The following is a 23,801-nucleotide window of genomic DNA, read 5'->3' on the forward strand; positions in this document are numbered from 1 at the left end:
GGCCCCGTACGCAAGTACGAGGCCCCGCTGTCAAGCGCGTTCGGCGGCATAACCCTTCAACCAGGCCGGAAATGACGTCAGGTCGTCGAGGACGACGTCGGCGCCGGCCTCGCGCAGCTCGGCCGCGCCGATCGGCCCGGTCGGCACCGCGACGGAGAGGGCGCCCGCGGCGCGTGCGCCGAGGACGTCCCCGAGGTGGTCGCCGACGTACACCGCGGCGCCGTGCTCGCGCAGCGCGGTCGCCTTGCCCTCGGCCCACAGCCCGCCGACGACCTCGTCCGGGGTGATGCCGAGGTGGTCGAGGTGCAGCCTGGCCTGCGGTTCGTTCTTGGCGGTGACGACTACGGCCCGGCCGCCGAGCTCCTGCACCGCGCGCACCGCGTCGGCGGCTCCCGGCAGCGCGGGGGTGGGCAGGATCGCGCGTGTGGGGTAGATCTCACGGTATTTGAGGACCATCTCGGCGATGAGCTCCTCGGGGAACCAGTGCCGCAGCTCCCAGTCCAGCGGCGGCCCGAGCCTGCTGACGGCCTGCTCGGCGTCGATGTACGTCCCGGTGGTGGCGGAAAGCTCCTGGTAGACGGCGCGGATGCCGGGCCGGGAGTCGATCAGGGTCATGTCGAGGTCGAAGCCGACCGTGGGCGCGTCTATGGGCATGAAGGCCATTGTGCCCAGGTGGGCGGGGCGGCCGGGCCCTTAGACTGGCGGCCGTAGTTAGCTAAGCCTTACCAAATCCCGCCGTTTCGTCCCGACCGCCTTACCCAATCCCGACCACCTCGCCTCGACCGCCTCGCCGAATACCAACCTGTGATGGGCCCTATGCCAGCCGCACCCCGCCGGACCAGACGCGTGCTCGCGACGGCGGCGGCCGTCACGGCGCTCCTGGTCGCGGTCCTGCTCTCGCTCGCCGTGGGCGCGCGCCAGATCCCGCCGTCCGAGGTCCTGGACGCGTTGTTCGGCGGCGCGCACACCCCCAACGCCGAGGTCGTCCGCGAACTGCGGGTGCCGCGGACCCTGATCGGCCTGATGGTCGGCGCCGCCCTCGCGGTCGCGGGCACCGTCCTCCAAGGCATCACCCGCAACCCCATCGCCGACCCCGGCATCCTCGGCATCAGCCAGGGCGCCTCGGTCGGGGTGGTCCTGGCGATCGCCTTCCTCGGCGTGCACACGCTGACCGGGTACGTGTGGTTCGCCTTCGCTGGCGCGGCCATCGCCTCGGTCGTCGTCTACGCGATCGCCTCCAGCGGGCGCGGCGGGGCGACGCCGGTGAAGCTCGCGCTGAGCGGCGCCGCGATCAACGCGCTGCTCGTGTCCGTGACGATGGGCGTGCTCACCACGAAGGCCGCGGCGCTCGACGAGTTCCGCTTCTGGCAGGTCGGCTCGCTGGCCGGCCGCGATGCCCAAGTCGCCCACCAGATCTGGCCGTTCCTCCTTGTCGGCGTCGTGTTGGTGGCCTGGGTCGCACGCGGCCTTGACGCCCTGGCGCTCGGCGAGGACGTGGCGAAGGGCCTCGGCCAGAACGTCGCGACGGTACGCGTCCTGGGCGGCATCGGCGCGACCGTGCTGACCGGCGTCGGGGTGGCGGCGGCCGGGCCGATCGCCTTCATCGGTCTCGCGATCCCGCACATCGCCCGCGCGATCGTGGGCAGCGACCACCGCTGGGTGCTGCCGATGGCGGCCCTGGTGGGCCCGGTGATGCTCCTGGTCGCCGACACCGTCGGCCGGATCGTCTTCCCGCCGAGCGAGATCCCGGCGGGCGTGATGACCGCCCTGATCGGCGTGCCGTTCCTGGTGACGCTGGTCCGCAGGAAGGCGGTCCCGGCATGAGCGGCGTCCATCGGATCAGGAAGGCGGTCCCGGCATGAGTTCCGCAACGGCAGCCGTACGGGTGCGCCCCGCGGGCTACACCGTCGTACGGGCGGGACGAGCCGCCTTCCTCCTGCACCGCAGGGCGGCGGCGGTGGGCGTGTCCCTCCTCGTCCTCCTCGCCGCACTCTGCGTGGCCTACCTCTGCGTGGGCGAGAGCTTCGTGGCGCCCGGTGACGTGCTCAAGGTGCTGACCGGCCGGGACTCGTACGCCGAGCTCGTCGTCGGCACGCTGCGGCTGCCGCGCATGGTGGTGGGCCTGATGGTCGGCGCCGCGTTCGGCATCGCGGGCGGGCTGATCCAGACCGTCGCGCGCAACCCGCTCGCCAGCCCCGACATCATCGGCATCAGCCAGGGCGCCTCGGCGCTGACGGTCGGCGCGATGACGTTCGGCGTCACCTCGTACACCGTGCTGCCCTACCTGTCCGTCGTCGGCGGGGTCCTGGCGGCGGCCCTGGTGTACGTCTTCGCCTGGCGCGGCGGGCTGCACGCGACGCGCTTCGTGCTGATCGGCATCGGCTTCGCGATCGCCCTTCGCTCGATCACCACGCTGTTCATGACCAAGGGCGACTACCTGGTCGCCCAGCAGGCGCAGATCTGGATGACGGGCTCGCTCAACGGGCGCGGCTGGGAGGAGGCGGCGCCGCTCGGCTTGGTGGAGCTCGCGCTCGTGCCGGCCGTGCTGTGGGCGGCCCGCGCGCAGCGCACGGTCTCCCTCGACGACGACACCGCGACCGCGCTCGGCGTACGGCTCGGCCGGGTGCGGCTCGGCCTGGTCGTCACCGGCGTGGTCCTCGCCTCCGTGGCGACGGGCGCGGCGGGTCCTGTCGACTTCGTCGCGCTGCTCGCCCCGCAGATCGCCCGCCGGATGACGCGGACGGCCCAAATACCCTTGTTCTGCTCGGCGTTGACGGGTGCGGTGATCGTGGTCCTGGCCGATCTGCTGGCCCGGAAGCTGTTCTCGCCGACCGAGCTGCCGGTGGGCGTGCTCACCGCGGTGATCGGCGCCCCGTACCTGATCTGGCTGATCGTGCGCAGCCGTACGACTGGAGGAAAGTAGATGGCCAGCCGGCTGACGGCCCGCGAGCTGACCCTCGCCTACGAGGACCGCACCGTCGTGCACGGCCTCGACCTCGCGGTGCCGGACGGGCGGGTGAGCGTCATCGTCGGCCCGAACGCATGCGGCAAGTCCACGACGCTGCGAGCCCTCGGGCGCCTGCTGAAGCCGCGCGGCGGCGCGGTCCTGCTCGACGGTACGGAGCTGGCGCGCATCCCCACCAAGAGGATCGCCCAGTCGATCGGGCTGCTCCCGCAGTCGCCCGTCGCGCCCGAGGCGATCACCGTGGCCGACCTGGTCTCGCGCGGGCGCCAGCCGCATCAGCACTGGTGGCAGCAGTGGTCGGAGGCGGACGAGCGGGCGGTCACGGACGCGATGGAGCGTACGGACGTGGCGGGCCTCGCCGACCGCCCGGTCGACGAACTCTCCGGCGGCCAGCGCCAGCGGGTGTGGATCGCGATGGCGCTCGCCCAGGAGACCGACGTACTCCTCCTCGACGAACCGACCACGTATCTGGACATCTCCCACCAGGTCGAAGTAATGGATCTGGTACGGCAGTTGAACCACGAGCGGGGCCGTACGGTGGTGATGGTGCTGCACGATCTCAACCAGGCCGCGCGGTACGCCGACCACCTCGTGGCGATGAAGGCGGGGCGGATCGTCGCCGAGGGCCGCCCCGAGGACGTGGTGACGGCGGATCTCGTACGTGAGGTGTTCGGCCTGGACTCGGTGGTCGTCCCGGACCCGGTGACAGGCTCGCCCCTGGTGGTGCCCGGCGCCCCCTACTCGCCCCCTTCGGACTGCTCGCCCCCTTCGGAGAGGATCCCCCGATGACGATCCCTCGCCGCGCCGTGCTGGCGGGAGCGCTGACCCTGACGAGTGCCCTGACGGCGACCGCATGCTCGTCCGGCACGCCCAACTCGCCCCCCAAGGGCGGCAGTTCGCACCTCGTCAAGACGGCGATGGGGGACGTAAGGGTCAAGGATCACCCTCAACGGGTCGTCGTTCTGGACACGGCGGAACTCGACTCGGCGATCACGCTGGGCGTGCGGCCGGTGGGCGCGGCGCACGCCGACGCGGGCTCCGGGTTCCTCGACTACCTCCCCAAGGACAAGGTGGCCGGGATCAAGGACGTCGGCGCGGTGATGAGCCCCAGCCTGGAGTCCATCGCGGCACTCAAGCCCGACCTGATCCTGACCAGCAAGGTGCGGCACGGCGACAAGTACGCGGAACTGTCGAAGATCGCGCCGACGGTGATGACGGAGTCCACGGGCTACCCCTGGAAGCAGAACTTCCAGCTGCACGCCCTCGCGCTGGGCAAGGTGGCCGAGGCGAAGCAGGTCACGGACGAATACGGCGCGCGGGTACGGGAGTTGACGGCCCGGCTCGGCGGGCCGGCCAAGGCGGCGGCGCTGAAGGTCAACGTCGTCCGCTTCGTCGAGGGCGCGGACATCCGGATCTACGGCCGCAAGAACTACATCGCGACGGTGCTCGCGGACGTGGGCCTGGGGCGCCCCGCCATCGTCGACAAGGCGAAGGACGGCTTCTCGTACGACGTGAGCCCCGAGCGGATCGACCTCGCGGAGGCGGACGTCATCTTCCACGCGACGTACGGCGACCCGGCGAAGTCGAAGGCGACGCAGACACTGGGCAGCGCGTTGTGGAAGGGGATGTCCGCGGTGCGGGCGGGCCGGGTCCACGCGGTGGACGACCAGCTGTGGATCCAGGGCATCGGGTACGGGGCGGCGACCGTGATCCTGCGGGAGCTGGGCGAGATGCTGCCGCGGTAGTGGGCGGGCTCGGGATGCCCCTTCCGCATGCTGCCAGGGGCGCGGGGAACTGCGCGACCGGCCACGCACGGTCCGCAGCCGATCGACTACACAACCAGTCCCCACCCCCGGAGGGTTGCGGGAAGGGGCGGGGAGGGGCCAACCGGGGCCTGGGGCGGAGCCCCGGCGCACCCCCACCAGGCGCACCCCTCAGCGCTTGCCCCTCTGGGACCGCCACACCAAGAACCCCGCCGACGACAGCGCCGCCACCCTGATCAGCCACGGCCACATTCCCGTCAGGGCCTCCCCCATCTCGCCCTGGGCGATCGGCGCGCCCCAGCGGCCGTCCTGGCGGCCCCAGAGCCAGATCAGGCCGCCGAGCAGGGTCAGGCCCGGCATGCCCAGGACCGCCCACTTCGACTCCGCCCGGCTCAGCCTGCGGGACGCGTACGCGAGGAGCCAGCCCGCCCCCAGCGCCAGCCACAGGCCGAACAGCGCGCCCGCCACGAGCAGCGCCGCCGCGATGAGCAGGAGGGGGTTCGTCAGGCCGGGGCGTGCCTCGGCGGCCGAGCGGCGCAGGCCCAGGCGGCGGCGCCGCACCGGAGCGTCCACCACCACATCGTCGGCCTCGACGTCCTCGGCCCCGTCCGCCTCCTCGGCCGACTCGACGGGCTCCTCCTCGCCCTCCCCCGGCGGCTTGAGGATCTCCGGGATCTCCACCCCGCCCACGAATCCGGCCACGAAGTCGCCCGCGCCGCCCCCCGGCGGGCCCGGCTCGACCCGCCACCAGTCGGGCTCGACGCCCTGCGTGCCCAGCTCGTCCAGGCCCGCCAGATGCGGCGGCGCCGGCAGCGTGGGCGGCGCCGCGTCCGGTTCGAGCGAGCGCGGACGCGGGACGCGTTTGCCCCGCCCGGGGAACAATCGGTCCCGCTGAACCGGCACGGCCACATCCGGCGCGGGCTCCGCAACGTACGACCCGCCGGAGCCGGAGCCCGGCCCCGAGCCGGAGCCGAGATCCGCCCCCGAGCCGGCGGCAACCCGCGCCACGACCTCCTCCGGCGTCCCGAACCGCCCGAGAACACGCCGTACCGTCGCCGGGGTCTCGCTCCCGAACTTCGCCCGCTGCTTGTCGATCTCGTTGCGCAGCGACGACACCAGGCGCATCCGGTCCCCGGAGGGCAGTTGCCGCTGCTGGGCCAGGTCGCCGACCCGGCTCAGGTAGTCGTAGACCAGCTGGTCGCTCTCGATCCCCACGCGCGTTTCCCCTCCGCGGACCCCGCCCGCGGCCACCCGACGGCCGCGTCCGCCGGTCCGGTCGCGTTTCGGACACCGGCTCTGGGTCCTGACGGTAGCGCGCACGGGCTACCGTGGGGCGGATGGGGACCGGCGAGCGCAATCAGGAGGCGCACGTGCCCGAAGGAACGACCGGCGCGACGAACAGGGCTGCCACGGCACCCGGCACCGCCGCCTCGGCACCCCGCACCCTCGCCGAGTCCCTGCGCTCCCGCCCCGACGAGTCCCTCGCCGCGCTCCTGCGGACCCGCCCCGACCTGCTCAGCCCGGTACCGGGCGACCTCACCCAGCTGGCCACCCGCGCCGGCACCCGCGCATCGGTCGTACGGGCCCTTGAGCGGCTGGACAGCTTCGCCCTGCAGACCGCCCAGGTCCTCGCGGTGGCCCCGGACCCGGCCCCGTACGACGCCGTACGCAGCCTGCTCGCCGGGGACGACGGCGATCCGGAGGTCGAGGCCGCGCTGCCCGGCGCGCTCGCCGCGCTGCGCGAGCAGGCCCTGGTCTGGGGCGGCGACGACCGGCTGCGCCTGGTGCGCACCGCCCGCGAACTGCTCGCCCCCTCCCCCACGCACCCCTCCCCGACCGGCCTCGGCCCGACCGTCGCCGAGGCGACCGCGGGGATGTCGCCCGGCCGCGTCCAGGAGATCCTCCGGGCCGCCGGGCTCCCGGCCACGCACGACCCCGTGTCCGCGGTGGCCGCGCTGACCTCGCTGTTCACCGACCGCGCGAGGATGACGGAGCTGCTCGACTCCGCGCCCTCCGACGCGCTCACCGTCCTCGACCGCCTGGTGTGGGGCCCGCCGTACGGCGAGGTGTCCGCCGATCCGCCGCCGCCGGTGCGCTGGCTGCGCGACCACGGCCTGCTCCTTCCGGCCTCCGCGCGCACCCTGGTGCTGCCGCGCGAGGTCGCCCTGCACCTGCGCGCCGGGCGCGCGCACCGCACCACCGAGCCGGTGCCGCCCGCCGTGGCGCCGCTGCGCGAATACCGTCCACAGGTTGTGGACGCGACCGCCGCCGGCCAGGCGTTCATGGCACTGACCACCGTCGAGGACCTGCTCGCCGAGTGGAACGAGGGCGGCCCGGCCGTGCTGCGCGCGGGCGGCCTGTCCGTACGCGACCTCAAGCGCGCCGCGACCACCCTCGACACCACCGAGCCGACCGCCGCATTCTGGCTCGAACTCGCTTATGCGGCAGGCCTGTTGGCGTCCGACGGCGAGGCGGACGAGCGCTATGCGCCGACCCCCGAGTACGACGACTGGCTGGAGCTGCCGCCCGCCGAGCGGTGGGCCCGGCTCGCGGTGGCCTGGCTGACCGCGACCCGTACCGCCGGGCTCGTCGGCGAGCAGGACACCAAGGGCCGCACCCTCTCGGCGCTCGGCCCCGACCTCGACCGCTCCCCCGCGCCCGAAGTCCGCCACCGCGTCCTCGCCCTGCTCGCCACCCTGCCCGACGCCACCTCGCCGGACCCCGAGTCGCTGCTCGCCCGCCTCCGCTGGGAGCGCCCGGCCCGCAGCGGCCCCGACGACCTGCGCTCGCGGCTCGCCGGGTGGACGCTGTCCGAGGCCGAGTTGCTGGGCGTGACCGGCCGGGGCGCGCTGACCACCCACGGCCGTACGCTGCTGACCCCGGCAGTCGGTGCCGTCGAACGCGGCGCGCTCGGTGGGCTGGCCGCGAAGGCGCTGGCCCCGCATCTGCCCGAGCCCGTCGACCACGTCCTGCTCCAGGCGGACCTGACGGCGGTCGCACCCGGCCCGCTCAGGCGCCCGCTCGCGGCGATGCTCGGGGTGCTCGCCGACATCGAGTCCAAGGGCGGCGCCACCGTCTACCGCTTCACCGCGGGCTCGGTGCGGCGCGCCCTCGACGCCGGCCAGACCGCCTCCGACCTGCAAGCCTTCCTGACCGAGCACAGCCGTACGCCGGTCCCGCAACCGCTCAGCTACCTCATCGACGACGTGGCCCGCAGGCACGGCCACCTTCGGGTGGGCGCCGCTTCGGCGTACGTACGCTGCGACGACGAGGCGATGCTGGGCGAGATCCTCGCCGACAAACGCAGCCAGCCCCTTCGGCTCCGCCGCCTCGCCCCGACCGTCCTGGCCACCACGGCCGAGCCGGCCGCGCTGCTCGACGGGCTGCGCTCCATGGGATACGCGCCGGCCGCCGAGTCCGCCGAGGGCGACGTCCTGATCACCCGCGCCGACTCCCGCCGCACCCCGCGCCGCGCGGCGCCCGTGCCGGTCCCGGACGGCCCGCCGCTGCCCGACGGGACACTGCTCGACGCGGCGGTACGGGCGATCCGGGCCGGCGACACGGCGGCGACGGTCGTACGCAAGGAGCCGGAGGCCGCGCGCACGGACGGCTCCCTGCCGCGCACGTCGTCCGCGGAGACCCTGGCGACGGTGCAGGCGGCGGCGATGACGGGGTCGGCGCTGTGGATCGGGTACGTGAACGCGGAGGGGACGGCCAGTCAGCGGGTCATCGCACCCGTGCGGGTGGAGGGCGGGTTCGTGACCGCGTACGACCACACGGCGGACGAGGTCCGCACGTATCCGCTCCACCGCATCACAGGCGTAGCAGAACTCGCCGACGACCCGGCGTGAGGCCCCTGCCCTAGGGCTCCGCCCCAGACCCCGGGAGGCCCCACCCCACCCCTTCCCGAAACCCGCCGGGGGTGAAGGTGCTTCTGGGGCTCCGCCCCAGACCCCGTTCGCGCCTGAAGGGCGCTCGTCCTCAAACGCCGGACGGGCTGAAATGCCCCGATGCGGGCCAGGATCAGCCCTGCTAGGGGCGCGGGGAACTGCGCGACCAGCCCCCACCGGCCCGCAGACTGACGGCCGTCAGGGGTTCGGGGCACGCAGCCCGAGGCAGCCCGCACCGCACCCAACACCCCCGCAGTGGCGGCTAGTCGATGTCGACCGGCCCGTCCCCCTTGCCCTCCGGGCCGGCCTTGCCGGACAGCAGACCCGGCAGGGACAGCTGAGCCCCGCTCCGGGAGTCCGGGCGCGGCTCGCCCGAACCGCTCAGGTTCTGCCGGACAGAGTCCAGGATCGTCAGACCCTGGCCCACCAGACCGGCCGCGATCTCGCCGAGCCCGTCCGCCCCGTTCAGCACATTGACGTTCGCCCCCGCGAGACCCCCCGCCGCCTCCTTCACGATCTGCGGCAGCTGGTCGATCAGCATCCGGTCGAGCGCGACGCGGTCGTACGAGGCCGCGGCCTCCGCCTGGATCTTCATGCGCTCGGCCTCGGCGATCGCGAGCACCTTGATGCGCTCGGCCTCGGCCTGGGCCGGCTTGACGATCTCGGCGACGAGTTGCTGCTGGCGGAGCTCGGCGGCGCGCTGGGCCAGTTCGGTCTGCGCGAGGAGCACCTCCTGCTGGGCGTGGGCCTGGGCGAGCGGACCGGCCTGGGCGGCCTGCGCCTGCGCGCGGTCGACCTCCGCCGAGTACTCGGCCTTCACGACCGCGGTCTGCCGCGCGTACTCCGCCTGGTTGCGCGCCGCGACCTGCTCGGCCTCGACCGAGGCCTGGGTGGCCTGCGCCTGGGCGATCTGGGCGGCCCGCTGGATGGCGGCCTTGTGCGGCGCGGACATCGCGTCGATGTAGCCGACCTCGCCGTCGTCGATGGACTGGATCTGCAGTGAGTCGACGATCAGACCGATCTTCGCCATCTCGGTCTTCGAGGTCTCCAGGACCTCCGCCGCGAGCTTCTGCCGCTCGGTGACGATCTCCTCGACGGTCATCGAGCCGATGATGGACCGCAGGTGACCGGCGAAGATCCGGCCGGTCAGGACCGACATCTGGTCCTGGTCGGACAGGAAGCGCTGGCCCGCGTTCACGATGGACTCGTTGTCGTTGCCGACCTTGAACGCGATCACTGCACGCACGTGCAGCGCGATGCCCTGCTTGGTCACGCAGGTCTCGGTGACCTCGGCCTCGCACATCGACAGCGTGAGGAAGCGGGTCTTGCGGAAAATCGGCAGGACGAACTTGCCGTGGCCGGTCACTACGCGGAACGGTGCGCCCCCGAGACCGCGCCTGCCACCCGAGATCAGCATCGCCTCGTCGGGGGCGGGCACCCGGTAACCGAACATCCTTGTCTCCTTAGAAACGAAACGTCTAGCCGGCGTCGGCGGGAGAGCCGCCCAACGCTTCCAACGGATCGGCCCACTCGATGACGTCCACCTGGCGGGTGCCACGGGATCCGATCACGAGCACGGTCGCCCCCTTCGGCAGGGGTTCCTCCGACCAGGCGAGGAAGGCCTCTGTGCCGCCTCGTACGCTCACCACGACCTCGCCGGGTCCGGCGGTTCCACGGGTGGCGACGAGCAGCACTCCGGGGCAGCCGATGACGGCATCGTCCTGATCCACGGCCTGGCGCCCCCCATCGTTCTGGTCCTGGATTCCAGACCTTAGACCTGCCGGGATCAGCCGCCTATCCTCGGGCCTCCCCGTGTTGGGCCTCAGGCCCCGTTCCCCGCCGTGACCTGGGGTTCGGCCCGCCTAGTCGTGCAGGTTCCAGCCGAACATCAGGGCCACGCAGAGGAACACGATCATGATGGCCATGGCGAAGATCTTCGTGAGGACGAAGGCCAGCGCCACACCGCCCGCCCCGAGCCCGATCCGCGCCGGCCGCAGGGTCCGCCGGTGCGGAAGCAGCCAGCTCGTGGCGATCAGCGCGCCCGGCACCGCGTAGACCGCGACCGTCGCCCAGCCGGGCCTCGCCCCGAACCCCGACAGCACCGAGAGGTCGATCCACGCGGACAGCACCAGAGCCAGTGTGCAGACGGAAGGCGCCACCCACCACCGGGCGTCCGGCCCGTCCGTCTTGAGCGGGAGCCACCCGGGAGCCGCCTGCCCCCGGTACGCGTAAGGGTTCCACTGCGTCGTCATGCCCCCATCCCACCGCCCGCACCCGCCCCACGGGCACCGTCCGCATACTCATCCGGTACTCATCCGCGAGCCCTCGTACTCACCGCCGGCACCAGGTGCCCGCACCCGCGCACCCCCATGCACGACCCACCGAAGCCGCCGATACGGCAGACTGGAAGTTTGCCCGCCCTGCCCGGCGGGCCATCCGTCGGAAGGGACATGCCCCAGGTGACCGGACCACTCATCGTCCAGAGCGACAAGACCCTGCTCCTGGAGGTCGACCACGAGCAGGCCGACGCCTGCCGTCGCGCCATCGCGCCCTTCGCGGAGCTGGAGCGGGCCCCCGAGCACATCCACACCTACCGGGTGACGCCGCTGGGCCTGTGGAACGCGCGGGCGGCCGGGCACGACGCTGAGCAGGTCGTGGACGCGCTGGTCGAGTACTCGCGCTACCCCGTCCCACACGCCCTGCTCGTCGACATCGCCGAGACGATGGCCCGCTACGGCCGGCTCACCCTGAGCAAGCACCCCACCCACGGCCTCGTCCTGACCTCGACCGACCGGCCCGTACTCGAAGAGATCCTGCGCTCCAAGAAGGTCACCCCGCTGGTCGGCGCCCGCATCGACGCGGACACGGTCGCCGTGCACCCCTCCGAGCGCGGCCAGATCAAGCAGACCCTGCTGAAGCTGGGGTGGCCGGCCGAGGACCTCGCCGGGTACGTCGACGGCGAGGCGCACCCCATCGAGCTCGCCGAGGACGGCTGGGCGCTGCGCCCGTACCAGAAGCAGGCCGTCGAGGGCTTCTGGCACGGCGGCAGCGGCGTGGTCGTGCTGCCCTGCGGCGCCGGAAAGACGCTGGTAGGGGCCGGGGCGATGGCCGAGGCGAAGGCGACCACGCTGATCCTGGTCACCAACACGGTCTCGGCCCGCCAGTGGAAGCACGAGCTGGTGAAGCGGACGAGTCTGACCGAGGACGAGATCGGCGAGTACAGCGGCACGAAGAAGGAGATCCGCCCGGTCACGATCGCGACGTACCAGGTCCTCACCACCCGCCGTAAGGGCGTGTACGCGCACCTGGAGCTGTTCGACTCGCGGGACTGGGGCCTGATCGTCTACGACGAGGTGCACCTGCTGCCCGCGCCGGTCTTCAAGTTCACCGCCGATCTGCAGGCGCGCAGGCGGCTCGGTCTGACCGCGACGCTGGTCCGTGAGGACGGCCGCGAGTCGGACGTCTTCTCGCTCATCGGGCCCAAGCGCTTCGACGCGCCGTGGAAGGAGATCGAGGCGCAGGGCTACATCGCGCCCGCCGACTGCGTCGAGGTCCGGGTCAATCTGACGGACGCCGAGCGCCTCGCGTACGCGACCGCCGAGACCGAGGAGAAGTACCGCTTCTGCGCGACGACCGCGACGAAGCGGAAGGTCACGGAGGCGCTGGTACGGAAGTTCGCGGGCCAGCAGATCCTCGTCATCGGCCAGTACATCGACCAACTCGACGAGCTGGGCGAGCACTTGAACGCGCCCGTGATCAAGGGCGAGACCACCAACGCCCAGCGCGAGAAGCTGTTCGGCGCGTTCAGGGAAGGGGAGATCTCCGTTCTCGTCGTGTCCAAGGTCGCCAACTTCTCGATCGACCTTCCCGAGGCGACCGTCGCCATCCAGGTGTCGGGCACGTTCGGCTCCCGGCAGGAGGAGGCCCAGCGCCTGGGCCGGGTCCTGCGCCCGAAGGCGGACGGCCACATGGCCCACTTCTACTCGGTGGTCGCCCGCGACACCATCGACCAGGACTTCGCGGCCCACCGCCAGCGCTTCCTGGCCGAACAGGGCTACGCCTACCGGATCATGGACGCGGACGAACTCCTGGCGGACAACTGAGAGTTGGCCACGACAACCCCGGCTTGCAGGGCCACCACGGCCAGCCCCACCAGCGCGCAGGGGGAGGCCAACTGCTGCTGCCAGAGCGGCAGTTGAAGGCCCACATCGCCTGCGTGCGGTACGAGCCGGAGGCTGCGGGCGGTGAAGACGAGGGCGAGGGCTGCGGCCGTACGCGGCCGCCCCTCGGCGACGAGGAACGCGATGAGCGGGACGCACCACACCCAGTGGTGCGACCAGCTGATGGGCGAGATCAGCAGCGCGGTGAGGGCGCTGACGAGCAGGGCCCGGCGTTCGTCGCAGTGCCGGGCGGTCCACAGCCCGGCCGCACCGACACCGGCCGCCGCGAGGGCCCACACACCCCGGGCTCGGCGGTGTGCAGCAGCCGCGCGAGCATCCCCGCAGTGACTGGTTGTCGACGATCCAGGCCTTGCCTACCCGCCCGGTCTCGAAGAGCCGCCGCGTCCAGAACTCGACGCCGGCACAAGGCAGTACGAGCGCCCCGAGCAAGACGGTGGCCGCAAACCCGGTGGCCGCGGCGACGGCCTCCCGCCGACACCCGCGCACCAGCGAGTGCAGCACGAAGAACAACGGCGTGATCTTGATCCCGGCGGCGATGCCGACCGCGACCCCCTTGCCGAAGGCGCCCGCCGGCCGGGAGAAATCCCAGAGTACGAGGCAGGCGAGCGCGAGGTTGACCTGTCCGAAGAGCAGGGCCGCGAACGGGGGGTAGGTGGCGGGCAGTCGCCACGCGGTGACGGTGAACCCGTACAAGGAGGTGCCGTTCGTGACGGCCGCACCCTCCGCCCGGTAGACCAGGGCGTCCGCCATGGGAATCCGCAGCGCGAGGCAGAGCGCGGCAAGTACGGCGAGTGAAGCGGCGAGAAGAACCCAGCCAGCGGCGCGCAGTGAACGATCGGTCACGCGAAGTGACCCTAGCCGGACAGGTGATCAGCGCACGGAAGCCGTACCCGTCAGGGCCGTCAGGGCTCAGTTCCGGCGGTGGACGCCTGCCTCCTCCGCGTACTCCCCCATGACGACGACGCTGAACGCGGCACCGGCGAGGACCTTGGCGGCACGGACCGCGTTGCCGATCATGTGGGTACGGTGAGGCGCGGCGCCCGAGGCGGTGGCGCCCTTGGAGACGTTGGGGCGGGCCGAGGGGGCTGGGTTGAAGGTCGCTGTACTCATATCTCCATGATGGATTCCGGACAACCCAGGCACATCGCTCCCGGGGCTGAACCTCCTCACCCCCCGTGTAGTCCTCTGGTCCGACCCCGTCCCCTACGGGTAGGAGCGCCGATCTCCACCCAGCTGTCACATCGACCCCCTCCCCCTTGTCAGAGCAGTGCCACCACGCGACGGAGGAATGACGAGACATGCCAGAGATGGACGACGACGAATACCTCGCGCAGCGCTTCGAGGAGCACCGCGGGCATCTGCGTGCGGTGGCGTACCGGATGCTCGGTTCGCTCAGCGAGGCCGAGGACGCCGTCCAGGAGGGCTGGCTGCGGGCCAGCCGCGCGGACAGCGGCGCGGTCGACAACCTGGGTGGCTGGCTGACCACGATCGTCGGCCGGATCTGCCTGAACATGCTGCGGTCGCGGAGCACGCGGCGGGAGGCGGCGCTGGACGTGGAGGAGTACGAGTACGTCCACGTGCCGGACCCGATCGTGGGCCCGGTGGACGTGGTGGACCCGGAGCAGGAGGTGCTGCTCGCGGACTCGGTGGGCCTGGCGCTGATGGTGGTCCTGGAGACCCTGACTCCCGCCGAACGCCTGTCCTTCGTCCTGCACGACATGTTCGCGGTGCCGTTCGAGGACATCGCGCCGATCGTGGACAAGACGCCGGCGGCGACGCGTCAGCTGGCGAGCCGGGCGCGGCGGCGGGTGCAGGGCCGGGCGCCGTCGCCGTCGGCGGACCGCGCCCGGCAGCGCGAGGTGGTGGACGCGTTCATCTCGGCCGCGCGAGGGGGCGACTTCGAGGCCCTCCTCGCGCTCCTCGACCCGGACGTTCTGCTGCGGGCGGATGCGGGGGCGCTGCCGGCGACGAAGCTGGTGCGGGGGGCGCGGGTGGTGGCCGAACAGGCCTACACCTTCCGCAAGTTCGCGGCCCTCAACCAGCCGGTGCTCGTCAACGGCATGCCGGGCATCGTGGCGGCGAAGGACGGGAGGGCGTTCTCGCTCCTGTCCTTCACGCTGGGCGAGGACGGCCGGATCACAGAGCTGAACATCCTGGCGGACCCGAAGCGGATGGCAGAGCTGGACGTGTCGTTCCTGACGGGGTGACCGGCCCCGGCCCTGGGGGGGGCTGCGGCGGGGCGGGGCGCAGGTTCAGCGGGGTGCGCTGGGGCTCCGCCCCAGCCCCCGATGGCCCCTCCCCGCCCCTTCCCGAGACCCTCCGGGGGTGAGGACTGGCTATGCAGTCGGTCGGCTGCGGACCGTGCGTGGCTGGTCGCGCAGTTCCCCGCGCCCCTAGCGGGATCTGTGCTGGCCCGCATGGGCATCTTCAGCCTGTCCGGCGATTGAGGACGAGCGCCCTTAAGGCGCGAACGGGGGTCCGGGGGCGGAGCCCCCGAAGCAGGGGTGCAGGGGACGAAGTCCCCGCAGGGGTCTGGGGCGCAGCCCCAGCAGCCACCGGGCCGCACCCGAGTCAGTCACCCCCGGAGGGTCTCGGGAAGGGGCGGGGTGGGGGAAAACCATTGGCCCCCCACCCCACCCCGCACCTAAAATCCCCCCTCCGCCAAACCGCCGGAGGCACCCCGTGCAGACGCACGACCCCGAACCCCCCGCCCCCCAAGACCCTCAAGTCCCCCAGAACCCCCTGCACCACGAGCGCACCCACCTGACCCGCTCCCGCGCAGCCCTCCGCGCGATGCGCGAAGACGTCGAGAACCTCGACATCAAGGACGTCACCGCGAACTGGGTCAACGCCGCCGTCCTCCAGCGCCAGATCGACGACCGCATCAAGGCCCTCGCGGACCTCTCCCACACCCCCCTCTTCTTCGGCCGCCTCAATTACCTGCACGCCCCCGGCGCGGACCTGGCCGAAGGGGCCGAGGGAGAGCAGTTCTACATCGGACGCCGGCACGTCCACGACGCCGACGGCGACCCGATGGTCATCGACTGGCGCGCCCCCGTCTCACAGCCGTTCTACCGCGCCTCGAAGAAGGACCCGATGGACATCGGGCTGCGCCGCCGCTTCGGCTACACGGGCGGCGACCTGACGGCGTACGAGGACGAGCACCTCACCGACCCCACCGAGGCCGCCACCACGAGCAAGCTGCTCCAGGCGGAGATCGAGCGCCCCCGTGTCGGCCCCATGCGCGACATCGTCGCCACCATCCAGCCCGAGCAGGACGAGATCGTCAGGTCCGGCCTGAGCGGCAGCGTCTGCGTGCAGGGCGGTCCCGGCACGGGAAAGACCGCCGTCGGCCTGCACCGGGTCGCGTACCTGCTCTACGCCCACCGGGACCGCCTCGCCCGCACCGGCACCCTGGTCATCGGCCCGAACAAGTCGTTCCTGCACTACATCGAGCAAGTCCTCCCCGCGCTGGGTGAGTTGGAGGTGAAGCAGGCGACGGTAGACGACCTGGTGACGACGGGCGTCGAGGTGCGCGGCACCGACGAAGCCGGGTCGGCCACCGTCAAGGGCTACGCCCGCATGGCCGAGGTGCTCCGCAGGGCCGTCTGGTCGCACGTCAGCACCCCGACCGAGCCCCTCGTGGTGGTGCGCGGTTCGCGCCGCTGGCGGGTCCCGGCGTACGAACTCGCCGAGATCGTCGAGGAGTTGAGAGACCGGGACATCCGTTACGGTGCCGCCCGCGAGGCCCTGCCGCAGCGGATCGCGCACACGGTTCTCGTACGGATGGAGCAGGCGGGCGAGGCGCCCGACGACCGGGTACAGGACGCGGTGGCCCGCAACACCGCCGTGAAGGCGGCCGTGAAGGAGATCTGGCCCCCGGTCGACCCGGCGAAGCTGGTTCTGCGGCTCCTCAACGACCCCGATTTCCTGGCGGCGCACGCCGAAGGCGTCCTCACGGCCGACGAGCAGAAGACGATCACCTCCCCCAAGCCCGCCCGCAGCGTGAAGTCGGCGAAGTGGACGGCGGCGGACGCGGTCCTCATCGACGAGGCGAACGACCTGGTCGCCCGCACCCACTCGCTCGGCCACGTCGTACTCGACGAGGCGCAGGACCTCTCCCCCATGCAGTACCGCGCGGTGGGCCGCCGCTGCACGACCGGTTCGGCGACCGTGCTCGGGGACCTCGCGCAGGGCACCACGCCCTGGGCGACGGCGAGTTGGGCCGAGGCGCTGCGTCATCTCGGCAAGGGCGAGGCGGTGGTCGAGGAGCTGACGGCGGGCTTCCGCGTGCCGCGCGAGGTCATCGCGTACGCCTCGAAACTGCTCCCGTCGATCTCCCCCGGCCTGGCGGCGGTGGAGTCGGTACGTGAGACGCCGGGCTCGCTGGACGTACGAGAGGTGCGCGAGGCGGGGGGCCTGGACGCGGACGTGGTGGCGGCCTGCGTGGAGTCCCTGTCCCACGAGGGCTCGATCGGCCTGATCGCGGCGGATGCCCGAATTCCCGTACTGGCGGCGGCACTTGAAGCCGCGAACCTCCCCTACCTGGCCCCGGGCGAGGAGACGACGGCCGAGTCCCGCCTGACCCTGGTCCCGGCCTCGCTGGCGAAGGGCCTGGAGTACGACTACGTGGTCCTGGACGAGCCGGCCGCGGTGGTGGACGGCGAGCCCGACGAACGCACGGGCCTGCGCCGCCTGTACGTGGCCCTGACCCGAGCGGTCTCGGGCCTGACCGTCGTCCACGCGGCCCCGCTGCCGCGGCAACTGGCCGGGTGACGCGGGGGCGACTGGCAGCACGGGGGGGCGACGTACAGGGGCGAGGGGAACTGCGCGACCTCCCGGCGCCCGCGCCCGCCGTCTCCCTGCGCACCCGGCTCGCGCCGCTCACCAACCGCGACGTCCTCGGCGCGACCGGCGGCGACCAATCCCGCCTCACCCTGCTCCTGTCCCTCAACTCCACCGCGCTCTACCTGGGCATAGCGGCAGCGGGCGTCACGGGCGGCGCGGCCATAGCGGCGCTGGGCGACAGATGGTTCCCCTCGCCTCAACTGCCTTGACCCTGCTGGCACTTGGGTCGGCGTACGTAACGAACCGCGAGCGTCAGCCCCGCCCGCCGGCGAAGGCGACGAAGTCGCCCCAGGCGGTGGGAGAGAGGGTGAGCTGAGGGCCGGTTTTGTTCTTGGAGTCGCGGATGTGGATGGTGGTGGGGCAGGTGGCCACCTCCACGCAGTCGTCGCCTTCGGCACTGCTGTAGCTGGACTTGCTCCAGCATTCGGCTACTTCTACGCAGTCGTCGCCAGAGCCACTGCTGTACGTGGCCTTCCGCCAGGAGTGAGCGACCTCGACGCAACTGTCGCCGGATCCGCTGCTGTACGTCGACTTGCGCCAGTCGAGAGCCACTTCTATGCAGTCGTCACCGGAGCTTCCGCTGTAGCTGCTCTTGAACCAGTCGAGTGCGGTAGTGCTCATAGCGCTCCTCGCAGTTGCTCCAACAGTCCTACGGATTCCTCGTAGGTGATGGCCTGTGAACGCAGTTTCGCATACCGCATATGTAGCGTGCTGATCACTTTGGGATCGGAGATGAACTGGCCGCTCTCCTGCCCCTCGCAATAGCCGAACCACCTATTGCCGGGCGTCTCCAGCAGTCGGATGGGGCCGTCCATCGCAGAGTGAACGTCCCGCTTCATCGGCAGAATCTGGAACTGCACGTTGCGAGGCTTGACGCATGCCAGTACATGCTCGATGAGCTCGCGGGTCACCTCCGGCCCACCCGTACGCCGCAGGAAGACGTGCTCCTCGACGATGAAGCTGTACGAGGTGTTCGGCCGCTCGGTCAGCAGCTTCTGTCGTTCCAGGCGGGCCGCCACCTGAGACTCCAGTTGCTCGTCGGTCAGAGACGGCAGGCGCTCGCTGAACAGCACCCGGGCGTACGCCTCCGTCTGAAGCAGCCCCGGCACCAGCCGGGACTCGTACGTGTACAGGCTGATCGCCTCCCGCTCCAGGAGGGCCCACTTGCGGAACCAGGACGCCAGGCCCGGCTCCCTGCTCAAATAGCGGGCCGCCTTCTTCAGCGCCCCCGTGTTGCCCGTGGCCGCCTCCGTGCCCTCGATGAAGTCGGGGTAGGCCATGCGGCGCCCCAACTCCACCGACGCGACCGTGTGTTTGGAGTAGCCGACCAGCGCCGCCAGGTCCTCGCGGCTGAGGCCGGCGTGTTCGCGCAGGGCCTGGACGACCGCGCCGAACGTCCGCAGACTGTCGGAGGAGTCGGGTTCCCCATCGTGTGCTTCGTGGTCCCATGCCATCGGCGGCCACCTCCCGGTGAACGGATCGCCCCGCGTTCGCAACTCACCCAGAGTTACGGCACAGGGTACGTACCGTCTACAGCACGTGCGCGTACGCTCGCTGAGCGTACGCAGCGGATGCCTGGTCGCGGGAGTTCCACCCCCGCCACGGTGGTCGCATGCACCTCGAAACCGAAGCAAGAGCCCGTCAACTTCCGGCTACCGTGCGTGTGTTCAGAAGGCGGTTCGCGTCGACGCGGCGGGCAGCTGTTCTGGCGCGGAGGCTGGCGCAGGGGCAGCTGGACGCGTGGGGCGTCCCGCACGGCAGCGAGGCCTCCGACACGGCGGCACTGATCGTGGCGGAGCTGGCCGCGAACGCGGTGCTGCACGCGTACGTGTCCGGACGCGGCTTCGAGCTGGGGCTGCTGCTGCGCGAGGACGGCGTACTGCGCATCGAGGTGACCGACACCCGCGCGGACAAGGCGCTGCCGGTGGTGGCCGTCGGCGCGCCCGACGACTCCGAATCGGGGCGCGGCCTGCTCGTCGTCCAGGGGTTCGCCGACCACTGGGGCACGACGGAAGGCCCACCCCCGCTGAAGACGGTGTGGGCCCAACTGGCAATCAGCGCAGGCGATTTCGTACGAGCGCCTTGGTGAGGAGCGCCTCGACCCCGGGCACCCGGGCCGCGTCGGCGCCCGCCTGCGCCCCGCGGCGCCGGCCACGAAAAGACCACCCCCGTGGACCTCTTCGTGGCCGACGCCTCCCCACACGAGGAACAGCCCCACCGGTGCGGGACCGGCCGTCGAAAGCCGTTGAAGGCCGCCGACGCCGCCGAAGCGCTCGAAGACGTAGCGGCGTCGGGGCTGCTACGAAGAGACGGCGACCGAGAAGATGCTCACCGTGTCGCCCTTGGCCTCGCCATTGACCTGGTCGACCCGCAGGTAGACCTTGGTACCCGCCGGGATCTTCCGGTCGAAGGACGAGGTGTGGTTGCCGCCCTTGAAGCACTCGCTCAGCACGGCCGGGGCCCCGATCCGGTGGTCCGGCCAGAACGGCACGTTCTCCCACATCGAGATGGTCACGGTGTTCTTGTGGGGCCCGTTGCCCTTGGAGTGGCACTCCTGGAAGCTGGCCTTGGAGCCGCTGTAATGCGACGTCCAAGTACGGGACTCGAAGCCCGTCCGGACGTCGATCATCTTCCCCTGCCACTCCGCGGCCATGGCCATCGGCGAGTCGAGCAGGACCACGAGCCCCACCATCCCCGCGAGCACGGCAACCCGGGACTTCTTCATACCCCGCACTTTCTTCCGCCCGTTCATCGGCTCCATCGCTTGCCCCAGCGTTTGCGTCTCCGTTTGTTCGGGCGTTTGTCCGGCCGCTTGTTCCGCCGTTTGTTCCGTCCTTGGGCCCATCAGACGGTGAACTTGGCGTAGTTGACCTTGCAGACGACGTTCGGGGTGGCGGCCCCGGAGCAGCCCTTGGGCAGCTGGGTCCAGACCCAGCCCGGGGTCATGAAGGCGCCGTGCATCTCGTTCTGGACGTACAGGCTGCGCGTCCGCTTGACCTTCTTGGTCACCTCGTTGGTCGTCGGCGTCGGGTCGATGGCGTTGATGAAGCTCCACTTGCCCTCGGCTACGGCGCTGTTGTTCTTGCCGTCGAGCAGGCGGGCCCGGATCTCGCCCGTGATCATCGGCCCGTCGGGCCCGACGGCGGCGCAGTAGAACCCGGCGGTGGCGGTGACCTCGGTGGGGTCGCCCGCGGTCCACTTGGAGTTGCCGGTCCACTCGCACAGGACGGTGTGGGCCCCGGCCTGCTTGCCGGTCTTGGCATCGACCTTGGCAACTTGGGCGGCGAAGGTGACGGCCCCGTTCTGGGCGTGAATATCGGTGCTGGTGCTGGTGCTGGTGTTCGTGTTGGTGTTGGTGTTGTTGGCGGACTGGTGGCTGTCGGCGTGGGCCGTGCCGGCCAGGACGCCGAGTCCGAGCGTGGTGGCGGTGACGATGGCCAGAGCACTACGTCGCACCTGCAAGGAATCCCCCTGTGTTGTGTCATGACCTGCTTGGTTTCAGCCTGCCGGAGGGGGCGGGGGAAGTCGTTCGCACAGGGTTCACAGTTCTTCGCGATCAGTGCACGGTGGCCGCGCGGAGCGCCTGGTGGCGGAAATCCTTGGGCGGCAGGCCGTACGCGCCCCGGAAGGCCCGCGTGAAATCGGCGGCCCGGGTGAAGCCCCAGCGGGCGGCGATCGAGTGGATGGGGGTGGCGCACAGGGACGGATCGGCGAGATCACGACAGGCCCGCTCCAGCCGCTGACGGCGTATCCAGGCTGCGACGGTCTCGTCCTCGCCCTGGAAGAGCCGGTGCAGATAGCTGGTCGAGATGTGGTGCGCGGCGGCGATGGTGGTGGGCGTCAACTGCGGGTCGTGCAGGTTGCGTTGTACGTGTGCGCGGATGCGGTGGACGAGGGCGCGGGTACGGGTCTCGGGCGGCAGGGCGCGGTCGGCGTCGAGGGTGTGCGCGAAGAGGGCGGAGAGGAGATCGACGAGTACGGTCCCGAGCCGGGGGCCGTCGCAGGGCTGATAGGCGCTGGTGTCGGCGGCGAGCCGAGTGACGAACTGCACGAGCAGGGCGCCCATTCCGTCCGTACCGGGGATGGCTCGCGCGAAGAGTTGGTCCGTCTTGTGTCGCGGGAGGTGGAGCAGCGCCTTGGGGACCTCGATCCCTATCCCCTGGAACGGGTCGGCCCCGTTGGCGCAGGTGACTTCGACGGGGCGGGAACTGTCGAAGACTCCGATCGTGTGGGCCCCGTACACCGCCTTCTGGTCGTCGAAGGCGACTCGGTTGTTCCCCTTCAAAGGGATCCCGATGTGGAACGACTCGGGGTCGGACTGGCGGATGAGCCTGGGGGTCCGGCGGTAGGTGAGGGACTGGTGGGTGGTGGGCCACATGTGGACTGCGCCGAGTTCGAGGACGCGCTGGTGCGCCCGGTAGTCGGCGGCGTGGTCGCTGTGGAAGTCGAGCGGGGCGTGGGTACGTCCGATCCGCTCACACCAGAAGTCGAACCGGTCCGCCCCTGGCAGATCCTCGGTCCGGAACACAACCTCGCACAACATCCCCGCGACTCCTCCACGCTGCCTTTGCACCGCCCTGACCAGGCGTTTCGTTGCGTGGTCCACCGTCTCAACCGGGGGGTGGGAAGCGCCATTTGGGGGGCCGGGGGATTCCCCCACCCCGCCCCTTCCCTAGACCCTCCGGGGGTGAGCGGGCCGGCTGCGCACCGCGCGTGGTGGCTCGCGCCCCCAAACCCGCTTTCGCCCTCGGGCCGTACGCGGCTGGCCGCGCAGTTCCCCGCGCCCCTAGCTGGGTCGCCCCTGGCCGGCACCGGCACCGGCATCCTCAGCCCGTCATGGGGTCCCCCTGGCCCTGGCCCTTAAGGCCTTGGGGGAGTTTGAGGACAAGCGCCCTTGAGGCGCGAACGGGGTGCAGGGGGCGGAGCCCCCTCCCGCAGAGGTCTGGGGCGAAGACCTCGCAGGGGTGCGGGGGACGGAGTCCCGGCGGGGGTCCGGGGGCGGGAGCCCTCGCAGGGTCCGGGGCGGAGCCCCCGAAAGGGGTGCAGGGGACGAAGTCCCCGCGGGGGTCTGGGGCGCAGCCCCAGGGCTCAATCCTCCCCACCCCCGTCACGGGCGGGCGGGTGGGCAAACCCCTCGGGGTCTGGGGCGGAGCCCCAGGGCTTGGGCTCTCAACCCTGCGCAACGGGTGGGCGGGTGGGCGAACCCCCCCGGGGGCTGGGGCGGAGCCCCAGGCGGACCGGGCCATCCCACCCCCGTCACGGGCGGGCGGGTGGGAAAGCGGGCCGGGGCCCAGCCCCAAGCCCCCAGGGCCGCCCGACCCCGGGCCGGAAGGCCGCCCCGCACCCCCCTACGCGTCGAGCGCCGCCCGCCACTCCGCGACCGCCGCCGAAGACACCGGGGCGGCCCACCCGCCAGGACGGGACGCCCCGCCGATGTGCACCGCGTCAATACCCGCGGCGCGCAGCACCGGCAGGTGGGACAGCCGCAGCCCGCCCCCCACGAGGATCCGGGGTTCGTACCCCGGCTCCCCCCGCCGCGCCGCCTCCGCCAGGAGAACGGGCAGCCCGTCGTCGACCCCCAGCCCGGATCCCGCGGTCAGGTACGTATCAAGGCCCGGCACCCCCGAGAGCTCCTTGCGGAGGGCGTCCCGGGAGGCCGCCCGGTCGATGGCCCGGTGGAAGGTCCAGCGGCACCCGGAGAGCGCGGAGGCCAGCGCCCGTACGGCCACCATGTCCGGCCCCCCGGTCTCGTCGAGGAACCCGAGCACGAATTCCTCCGCCCCCTCCGCCCGCAGCGCCTCCGCGGAACGTACGAGCGCGGAGACGTCCCCCGCCGCGAACCCGTCCGCCGCCCGCAGCATCACGCGCAGCGGGATGTCGACGGCCGCGCGGATCGCCGCGAAGGTCTCCAGGGGCGGGGTCAGCCCGTCGGCCGCCATGTCGGTGACCAGCTCCAGGCGGTCCGCCCCGCCGGCCTGGGCCGCGACGGCGTCTTCCGCGTCGAGCGCGATCACCTCAAGCAGTGCACGGTTGCTCATCTGACCCCATTCCTCCGTAACCCGGGCCCGGCTCGGCCCAAATAGGTCTAGTCCATTGACTAGCCTACGCCGCGAAATGCCCGCCCACGTGGCCGGTAAACGCGGCCGTACGGGCC

General features: G+C 71.8%; 23 protein-coding genes and 1 pseudogene. 10 read left to right on the top strand and 14 right to left on the bottom strand.

What is annotated here, in order from left to right; translation table 11 throughout:
- Nucleotides 1–30: 30 nt before the first annotated feature.
- Entirely contained in the window at nt 31–663 is a 633-nt protein-coding gene (locus tag OHA17_RS17865) for an HAD family hydrolase (RefSeq protein WP_406507437.1), read from the bottom strand.
- 153 nt (nt 664–816) lie between these two features.
- Between OHA17_RS17865 and OHA17_RS17870 the strand changes: the two genes are divergently transcribed.
- The 4 genes from OHA17_RS17870 to OHA17_RS17885 are packed head-to-tail and all read left to right on the top strand — an operon-like array spanning nt 817 to nt 4,710.
- Nucleotides 817–1,824 (top strand): FecCD family ABC transporter permease, encoded by a 1,008-nt coding sequence (locus tag OHA17_RS17870; RefSeq protein WP_406507438.1) that lies wholly within the window; start codon nt 817–819, stop codon nt 1,822–1,824.
- 34 nt (nt 1,825–1,858) lie between these two features.
- The gene (locus OHA17_RS17875; protein WP_406507439.1) at nt 1,859–2,923 is read left to right on the top strand and encodes a FecCD family ABC transporter permease; all 1,065 of its coding nucleotides are present in this window, start codon (nt 1,859–1,861) and stop codon (nt 2,921–2,923) included.
- Nucleotides 2,924–3,754, top strand: coding sequence for an ABC transporter ATP-binding protein (locus OHA17_RS17880; RefSeq protein WP_406507440.1), 831 nt, complete (start codon nt 2,924–2,926; stop codon nt 3,752–3,754).
- Nucleotides 3,751–4,710: an ABC transporter substrate-binding protein gene (locus OHA17_RS17885; RefSeq protein WP_406507441.1), complete on the top strand. Its 960-nt coding sequence runs from the start codon at nt 3,751–3,753 to the stop codon at nt 4,708–4,710. The genes OHA17_RS17880 and OHA17_RS17885 overlap by 4 nt, the downstream gene beginning before the upstream one ends.
- Nucleotides 4,711–4,899: 189 nt before the next feature.
- Here OHA17_RS17885 and OHA17_RS17890 read toward each other — a convergent pair whose 3' ends face one another.
- Nucleotides 4,900–5,943 carry a hypothetical protein gene (locus OHA17_RS17890; protein ID WP_406507442.1) on the bottom strand — a complete coding sequence of 348 codons (1,044 nt, stop codon included), beginning with the start codon at nt 5,941–5,943 and terminating at the stop codon, nt 4,900–4,902.
- A gap of 122 nt (nt 5,944–6,065) precedes the next feature.
- Here OHA17_RS17890 and OHA17_RS17895 point away from each other — a divergent pair, with 122 nt between their 5' ends.
- A complete protein-coding gene (locus OHA17_RS17895; RefSeq protein ID WP_406507443.1) occupies nt 6,066–8,579 on the top strand; it encodes a helicase-associated domain-containing protein in 2,514 nt (837 codons plus the stop codon).
- Between the two features lie 301 nt (nt 8,580–8,880).
- Here OHA17_RS17895 and OHA17_RS17900 read toward each other — a convergent pair whose 3' ends face one another.
- The 3 genes from OHA17_RS17900 to OHA17_RS17910 form a co-directional block, all read right to left on the bottom strand.
- Nucleotides 8,881–10,071 carry an SPFH domain-containing protein gene (locus tag OHA17_RS17900; RefSeq protein ID WP_406507444.1) on the bottom strand — a complete coding sequence of 397 codons (1,191 nt, stop codon included), beginning with the start codon at nt 10,069–10,071 and terminating at the stop codon, nt 8,881–8,883.
- Nucleotides 10,072–10,096: 25 nt separating this feature from the next.
- The gene (locus OHA17_RS17905; protein ID WP_398877573.1) at nt 10,097–10,348 is read right to left on the bottom strand and encodes a hypothetical protein; all 252 of its coding nucleotides are present in this window, start codon (nt 10,346–10,348) and stop codon (nt 10,097–10,099) included.
- A 132-nt stretch (nt 10,349–10,480) separates the two neighbouring features.
- The gene (locus OHA17_RS17910; protein ID WP_406507445.1) at nt 10,481–10,870 is read right to left on the bottom strand and encodes a hypothetical protein; all 390 of its coding nucleotides are present in this window, start codon (nt 10,868–10,870) and stop codon (nt 10,481–10,483) included.
- Nucleotides 10,871–11,077: 207 nt separating this feature from the next.
- On the opposite strand from OHA17_RS17910, the gene OHA17_RS17915 reads away from it, so the two are divergent.
- Nucleotides 11,078–12,721 (top strand): DNA repair helicase XPB, encoded by a 1,644-nt coding sequence (locus OHA17_RS17915; RefSeq protein WP_406507446.1) that lies wholly within the window; start codon nt 11,078–11,080, stop codon nt 12,719–12,721.
- Here the strand turns inward: OHA17_RS17915 and OHA17_RS17920 are convergent.
- From OHA17_RS17920 to OHA17_RS17930, 3 genes and pseudogenes are all read right to left on the bottom strand, one after another.
- Entirely contained in the window at nt 12,679–13,077 is a 399-nt protein-coding gene (locus OHA17_RS17920; RefSeq protein ID WP_406507447.1) for a hypothetical protein, read from the bottom strand. The two genes, OHA17_RS17915 and OHA17_RS17920, sit on opposite strands and share 43 nt — an antisense overlap.
- Before the next feature lie 97 nt (nt 13,078–13,174).
- Nucleotides 13,175–13,642 (bottom strand): annotated as a pseudogene (locus tag OHA17_RS17925) (glycosyltransferase 87 family protein); the annotation flags it as partial.
- 66 nt (nt 13,643–13,708) lie between these two features.
- Entirely contained in the window at nt 13,709–13,909 is a 201-nt protein-coding gene (locus OHA17_RS17930) for a hypothetical protein (protein ID WP_406507448.1), read from the bottom strand.
- A 197-nt stretch (nt 13,910–14,106) separates the two neighbouring features.
- Here OHA17_RS17930 and OHA17_RS17935 point away from each other — a divergent pair, with 197 nt between their 5' ends.
- The 3 genes from OHA17_RS17935 to OHA17_RS17945 all read left to right on the top strand — a co-directional run bounded on the left by OHA17_RS17935 (nt 14,107) and on the right by OHA17_RS17945 (nt 17,856).
- Nucleotides 14,107–15,006, top strand: a complete 900-nt coding sequence (locus OHA17_RS17935) for a sigma-70 family RNA polymerase sigma factor (RefSeq protein ID WP_406510749.1) — start codon at nt 14,107–14,109, stop codon at nt 15,004–15,006.
- Between the two features lie 586 nt (nt 15,007–15,592).
- Nucleotides 15,593–17,575 carry a HelD family protein gene (locus tag OHA17_RS17940; RefSeq protein ID WP_406510750.1) on the top strand — a complete coding sequence of 661 codons (1,983 nt, stop codon included), beginning with the start codon at nt 15,593–15,595 and terminating at the stop codon, nt 17,573–17,575.
- Nucleotides 17,572–17,856 carry a hypothetical protein gene (locus OHA17_RS17945; protein ID WP_406507449.1) on the top strand — a complete coding sequence of 95 codons (285 nt, stop codon included), beginning with the start codon at nt 17,572–17,574 and terminating at the stop codon, nt 17,854–17,856. Before OHA17_RS17940 ends, OHA17_RS17945 begins: the two co-directional genes overlap by 4 nt.
- Before the next feature lie 43 nt (nt 17,857–17,899).
- On the opposite strand, the gene OHA17_RS17950 is transcribed toward OHA17_RS17945, so the two are convergent.
- Together OHA17_RS17950 and OHA17_RS17955 are read right to left on the bottom strand one after the other, a co-directional pair.
- The gene (locus OHA17_RS17950; protein ID WP_406507450.1) at nt 17,900–18,268 is read right to left on the bottom strand and encodes a DUF397 domain-containing protein; all 369 of its coding nucleotides are present in this window, start codon (nt 18,266–18,268) and stop codon (nt 17,900–17,902) included.
- Nucleotides 18,265–19,101: a Scr1 family TA system antitoxin-like transcriptional regulator gene (locus tag OHA17_RS17955; protein ID WP_406507451.1), complete on the bottom strand. Its 837-nt coding sequence runs from the start codon at nt 19,099–19,101 to the stop codon at nt 18,265–18,267. The genes OHA17_RS17950 and OHA17_RS17955 overlap by 4 nt, the downstream gene beginning before the upstream one ends.
- Before the next feature lie 203 nt (nt 19,102–19,304).
- On the opposite strand from OHA17_RS17955, the gene OHA17_RS17960 reads away from it, so the two are divergent.
- Entirely contained in the window at nt 19,305–19,736 is a 432-nt protein-coding gene (locus OHA17_RS17960; RefSeq protein WP_406507452.1) for an ATP-binding protein, read from the top strand.
- Between the two features lie 210 nt (nt 19,737–19,946).
- Here OHA17_RS17960 and OHA17_RS17965 read toward each other — a convergent pair whose 3' ends face one another.
- From OHA17_RS17965 to OHA17_RS17980, 4 genes are all read right to left on the bottom strand, one after another.
- Nucleotides 19,947–20,372 carry a hypothetical protein gene (locus OHA17_RS17965; protein WP_406507453.1) on the bottom strand — a complete coding sequence of 142 codons (426 nt, stop codon included), beginning with the start codon at nt 20,370–20,372 and terminating at the stop codon, nt 19,947–19,949.
- A 119-nt stretch (nt 20,373–20,491) separates the two neighbouring features.
- Nucleotides 20,492–21,103, bottom strand: a complete 612-nt coding sequence (locus OHA17_RS17970) for a hypothetical protein (RefSeq protein ID WP_406507454.1) — start codon at nt 21,101–21,103, stop codon at nt 20,492–20,494.
- Between the two features lie 100 nt (nt 21,104–21,203).
- A complete protein-coding gene (locus OHA17_RS17975; RefSeq protein WP_406507455.1) occupies nt 21,204–22,190 on the bottom strand; it encodes a helix-turn-helix domain-containing protein in 987 nt (328 codons plus the stop codon).
- 805 nt (nt 22,191–22,995) lie between these two features.
- Nucleotides 22,996–23,685 carry a copper homeostasis protein CutC gene (locus OHA17_RS17980; protein WP_398880487.1) on the bottom strand — a complete coding sequence of 230 codons (690 nt, stop codon included), beginning with the start codon at nt 23,683–23,685 and terminating at the stop codon, nt 22,996–22,998.
- Nucleotides 23,686–23,801 lie beyond the last annotated feature (116 nt).

It is taken from the genome of Streptomyces sp. NBC_00212, assembly GCF_045206365.1.
GTDB lineage: Bacteria > Actinomycetota > Actinomycetes > Streptomycetales > Streptomycetaceae > Streptomyces.